Origin of the sequence: Desulfovibrio sp. (assembly GCF_018379785.1) — a bacterium.
In the GTDB taxonomy this organism is placed as follows: Bacteria; Desulfobacterota; Desulfovibrionia; order Desulfovibrionales; family Desulfovibrionaceae; genus Desulfovibrio.
On sequence record NZ_JAGZUV010000114.1, the window covers coordinates 1 to 4,632 of the forward strand.

The 4,632-nt window shown below is 51.4% G+C and carries 6 protein-coding genes; all 6 read left to right on the top strand.

The genetic code is table 11. The annotated features are described in order from the left end of the window. Positions 1-2,580: hemagglutinin repeat-containing protein (locus KH208_RS15175; RefSeq protein WP_291437692.1), on the top strand; the 2,580-nt coding region annotated here is incomplete at its 5' end. Between the two features lie 9 nt (positions 2,581-2,589). After that, positions 2,590-3,075 (top strand): hypothetical protein, encoded by a 486-nt coding sequence (locus KH208_RS15180; RefSeq protein WP_291437694.1) that lies wholly within the window; start codon positions 2,590-2,592, stop codon positions 3,073-3,075. Positions 3,076-3,204: 129 nt separating this feature from the next. After that, positions 3,205-3,543 (top strand): hypothetical protein, encoded by a 339-nt coding sequence (locus tag KH208_RS15185; RefSeq protein WP_291437696.1) that lies wholly within the window; start codon positions 3,205-3,207, stop codon positions 3,541-3,543. 17 nt (positions 3,544-3,560) lie between these two features. Next, complete coding sequence (locus tag KH208_RS15190) at positions 3,561-3,956, top strand: hypothetical protein (protein WP_291437697.1); 396 nt, start codon at positions 3,561-3,563, stop codon at positions 3,954-3,956. 79 nt (positions 3,957-4,035) lie between these two features. Then, entirely contained in the window at positions 4,036-4,434 is a 399-nt protein-coding gene (locus KH208_RS15195) for a hypothetical protein (RefSeq protein ID WP_291437699.1), read from the top strand. Positions 4,435-4,446: 12 nt separating this feature from the next. Then, positions 4,447-4,632, top strand: a 186-nt coding sequence (locus KH208_RS15200) for a hypothetical protein (RefSeq protein WP_291437701.1), incomplete at its 3' end; no start/stop codon positions are given.

Here is a 4,632-nt window from a genome sequence, read left to right on the forward strand (position 1 = left end):
ACCAAGTCCACCGTGGGCGCGCTGGGCCTCAGTTCCTCTTCCAAGAAGGAGGGCAACTCCTCGCTGACCCAGGTAGAATCCAACCTCATCGGCCAAAACATCACCCTGGACGCGGGCAAGAGCGTCAGCCTCACGACCTCCAATCTGGCCGCCGTGGACAATATCAACCTCACGGCCCGCGACGGCGACGTGGCCGTTGTGGACGGCAAAAACCAGTCCACGTCCTGGTATTACAAAAAGCAGACCGGCTTCGGCCTGGGCGGGGGCGGCTCCTTTACGAGCTTCTACGGCACCGAGGGCAAAAAAGAGCAAAGCGCGGGCAGCACCAGCAAGGGCTCGTCACTGGCCGCCGGACAGGACATCACGCTCACGGCCTCGCGCGACGCGGCCATTGTGGGTTCCAGCCTCAGCGCGGGCAATAACGTGACCATCAATGCCGGACGGGATGCCAACATTCTCGGCGGCGCCAACACCTCCTCCCACAGCAAGGAGAAATTTGCCTCCGGCTTCGGCGTAGAAGGCATCCTGGGCCTGGACAAGACCAGCTTCTTCATGGGCTATCAGGAGACGGCCAAGGGCAACGCCAAGGCCAACACGCAAAACGCGGCCAGCCAGATCACGGCCAATAACGACATCACGGTCAATGCCGGGCAGAACGTCAATATGTCCGGTTCCCGGTTGGCTGCGGCCCAAGATTTGAACATGGCCGCGGGCAAGGATATCAACCTCCTCCAAGCCACGGACACGGCCAGCGCCAGCGCCTATGAAAAAACACTGCGCGCGGGCCTCAGCCTGACCCTGGAACAGAATCTGACCAGCAACGCACAGAAGCTGTACACCTCTGTAAAAGATATAAATAATGCCAGCGGCCCTGTGGACGGCGTCGGCAAGGCCAACGCCGTCATCAAAAGCGGCGAGAGCCTGGCGGGCAGCCAGGCTTCGGCCAGTCTGTCTCTGGGCGTGGACTCCTCCTGGAAGAGCAGCGAAAGCCATTCCTCCACCGCTGTGCCCGACGAACTGTCGGCGGGCAGGGATATGGCCCTGGCCGCCGGACAAGACCTGACCATGCAGGGCACCCAGGCCCAAGCCGGTCGGGATATGACCCTGGCCGCCGGACGTGACCTGGATATCCATGCCGCCGAATCCTCTGCCGGAAGCAACAGCGACGGCGGCAGCTTCGGCGCGGGCGTGGGCGTCAAGGCCACCGCCGGAACCAAGGGCTGGGGCATAAGCCCCAGCGTCAACTTGCAATTAGCTGGCAATCAGGCCGACAACGATGCTCACAAGTACATCAACGCCAAGGTGCTGGCCGGAGAAAAGCTGACCACCGTGTCCGGGCAGGACACCACCGTGGCCGGGGCCAACCTCACCGGCAAGGACGTGGACATGACCGTGGGCCGCAACCTCACCGTGGTCAGCAAGCAGGATACCAGTTCATCCAGCTCCAGTTCATACAAGGCTGGCGGAAACTATACATACAGCGTCAGCAATTCTTGGAATTCCGGCGGCAGCAGTCCGATAGATAAGGCGACGGGAATAACGACGGCCGGAACCGCGTCCGCCACGGACGGCATACTGGGAGAAGCTGGCAGTATTTTGGGAACAGGTGTTGTTGCAGGCATGACGGAACCTCAGAAAAGCAAAGAAAAGGAAGAATATTCTGCCAGCCTCAGCGGTTCGGTAAGCGAGGGCCATAGCACATTGGTGAGTGACCAGACCTCCATTTTGGGATCCAACAGCGTGAGTATCTATACCGAAGGCAACACGCATGTGGCCGGAGCCATCATCGCGGCCCTTAACGACAACCTCAAGCTGGATACCGGCACCCTGACCTACGAAAACCTTGTGGGTAAGACCACCCAGAGCAGCACCAGCGCTGGGATTAACTGGAAGTATAGTCCGGAAGAGAGGAAGGGAGAAACTGGAAAAAATGGGCCGCAGGGAGATGGTTTGCAGGACGGAGAAAAAAATCCTCAGTCCACCAGCGGAGTGCAGGGCGACAATCAGAAGTCTGAAGAACAAAAGAGAGCTGACGATAAGAAAAAGGCTCAGGCCGAAAAATATAAAAATGTCCCCGATTGGATGGCCAGCATTTTTACTGCTGAGGATAACGCCAAAGAATGGTGGGGAACTGCCCAAAAGGACATTATGTTCTCGCCTGGCAAGTTTGCTCACAGCTATACGGAAAGCACGCAAACCGCTTATGCCACTATTGGCAATGGTGAGATCATTATACGCGATAATCCCGGCCAACCTTTGGACGGTCTGAACCGCGATCCGTCCCAGGCATTGAAAACTGAGCAGACCGCCAATGTCAACATCGACTGGCAACCTGCCTTCAGCTATGTAAATACGGTCTTGGATGGCTGGGGAGTTCCGTCCATGCTTACCGGCACGTTCAACTTATTTGCTGATCCCAAGACCTTTTTCAATGATCTCCAGGATAGTCTGGCTAAGGGCATTCCATTTTTGAAGCGCCCTGAACCTAAAAAAGAGGAGCCTTCTGCGCCAGCGGCAAGCTCGCCTGCAGTCCCGCCAACGTCGTCCGCTTCTGGCCCGCAAGCCAGCGCGCAACACTAGGAAGCCGCCATGCGCAATATTCTTTTATTGGTGGCGGTCTGTTGCCTGCTTTCGGCTTGTATAGTGAAAGATATGGCCAATAGTATTGGTATAAAGCCTTCGCCTGAAATACCAAGAGAGCCATTGCGCGACTCTAAGACCGGAGAGGAAATCAAAATTTGGGTTCCTAGAAATATGATCAGCCTCTCAACGTGGGAGTTTCAAGCTAGGGGAGAAGAAAGCCGGTGTTCCAGCGGTCATTACAAGGGGAAAAACGTTGCTAACCTTCTTCCAAGTCAGCGCGGAATTTATAAAATTCTTCCCAACTATGGGAACAGAATTTGGGCATATTATTATTATGGGGAAGATATTCCTGGTATTGACACAACGGACTGGTATATAACCGTATTCAATATCTATGCAGACAAAAATGGGCGTATCTATGGATGTCTTTGGCAAAAATTCCCAGGTGATTACCGTGTAAAGCACGGTACATCTGACGGTATCCGGCCATGACTGCAAGGCCTCCCTTCGCCGGGAGGCCTTGCCCGTTTTATAGGGGAGAGATAATTTTCAAGAAAGAAAAAACAGATAATTTATATTATTGTCACTGCCTATGTCACTATCGGCAGGGGAGAAATTATTGTGCGCGATAATCCCGGCCAATCTTTGGACGGTCTGAACCGCGATCAGACTAAGACCACCAGCGAAAGCCAGAGCGTCACCAATATCAACTACAAAGCGGCCTTTACTTATGTGGATGAGGTCGTGGCGATGCAGGGCATCCCCTATGCTCTGAAGGATGCCAATGAAATATGGGAAGACCCTAAAGGTTTTTTGGGGAATCAGTGGATAAATGTCCAAGATGCCTTTGCTGGTCTGAAGAATTCTTTCAGCCAGCTTTGGGGCACTCTGAGCGGCAAGAAAAAGCAGCCAGAACAGCCTAACCCGACGCCCCCTGTTGGCAATAATCCGCAGCCTTAAGGCAAGGAGGGTTGGTCATGCGTATTTTTAATACTCTTCTGCTTTGCTTTGTTTTACTTTGTGGCTGTCGCAGTATCGGACGTGTTACCCAACAAGACTTTACAAAAATTTGGTTTCCTCCAGAAACAAATAATATGGCCGGAGAAAGTTCTATATGGGCACTTGATGAGTGGAAACGCTGTGGAAGTGGTTATTATAAAGGAGTTTCTATTTATAATATGGACAATAGAAAATTGAAGATGTGCAAAAAAATAGGTCATAAAGATACAATATGTGCGTACTATTATAGCTATGAAATAGATGATGCATATGGAAATGCAATTCCATATGTTGCTGTATTTAATATTAAATATAATTCAAACAAAGTTGTTTATGAATGTTCTGGAGAAAGAATGATGGGATATGCATATTAATTATGCATCGTTATGCTAAATATTGTTTGATATATATTACAAAAAAATGTGAATATGGACAATATAGTTCTATATAAATATGAAAAAAAACGTTTTAATATTCATATGCTACTGCCTCCTTGCTGGATGTGGTGAGGCAATACAAAGTCAATTCTATGCTGCGCACTTGCCTGCAAGCGTGCAAAAGCAACAAATGCCTTGCGCTCAAATTGATGTGGAGGTAGATCGTTGCCTGAATGGATATTATAATAACATAAAAATAACGGATGAGAAATTTGAAGGGAAAAACCTCTCCTTTCTTGATTTTGAAAATGGAGAGAAGCTATACTATGCAGAATATTATTGCGAATGGGCTAGTGCCTTTACTTGTTGTAAAAAATCTCTTGGTTTTAATGTTACGGTGAATGCTCAAGGCATGACTCAAAACAGCATTGGAGAAAAAGTTGTTGATTGTTGGCTATGCTCGAAATGGGAATAGGAATGGCATTCCTTGCACCGCAATGGGGAGCGCGTCACCAGTAAAGCCGCCATGGTCACGTCGGGCGGCAACCTGAATCTCCTGGCCGGGGCTTCCATTTCCGGCGCGCCCGCGTCAACCGGCCACGCCTCGGTGGTGGGCTCCAACCTGGCCAGCGGCAAGGACCTTACCGTGGCCGCCAGCGGCAACGTCAACGTG

What these genes read in the sequence shown, in the direction of transcription:
- KH208_RS15180 (WP_291437694.1), top strand. Translation starts at nt 2,590, where the DNA reads ATGCGCAATATTCTTTTATTGGTGGCGGTCTGTTGCCTGCTTTCGGCT.
- KH208_RS15195 (WP_291437699.1), top strand. Translation starts at nt 4,036, where the DNA reads ATGAAAAAAAACGTTTTAATATTCATATGCTACTGCCTCCTTGCTGGA.
- KH208_RS15190 (WP_291437697.1), top strand. Translation starts at nt 3,561, where the DNA reads ATGCGTATTTTTAATACTCTTCTGCTTTGCTTTGTTTTACTTTGTGGC.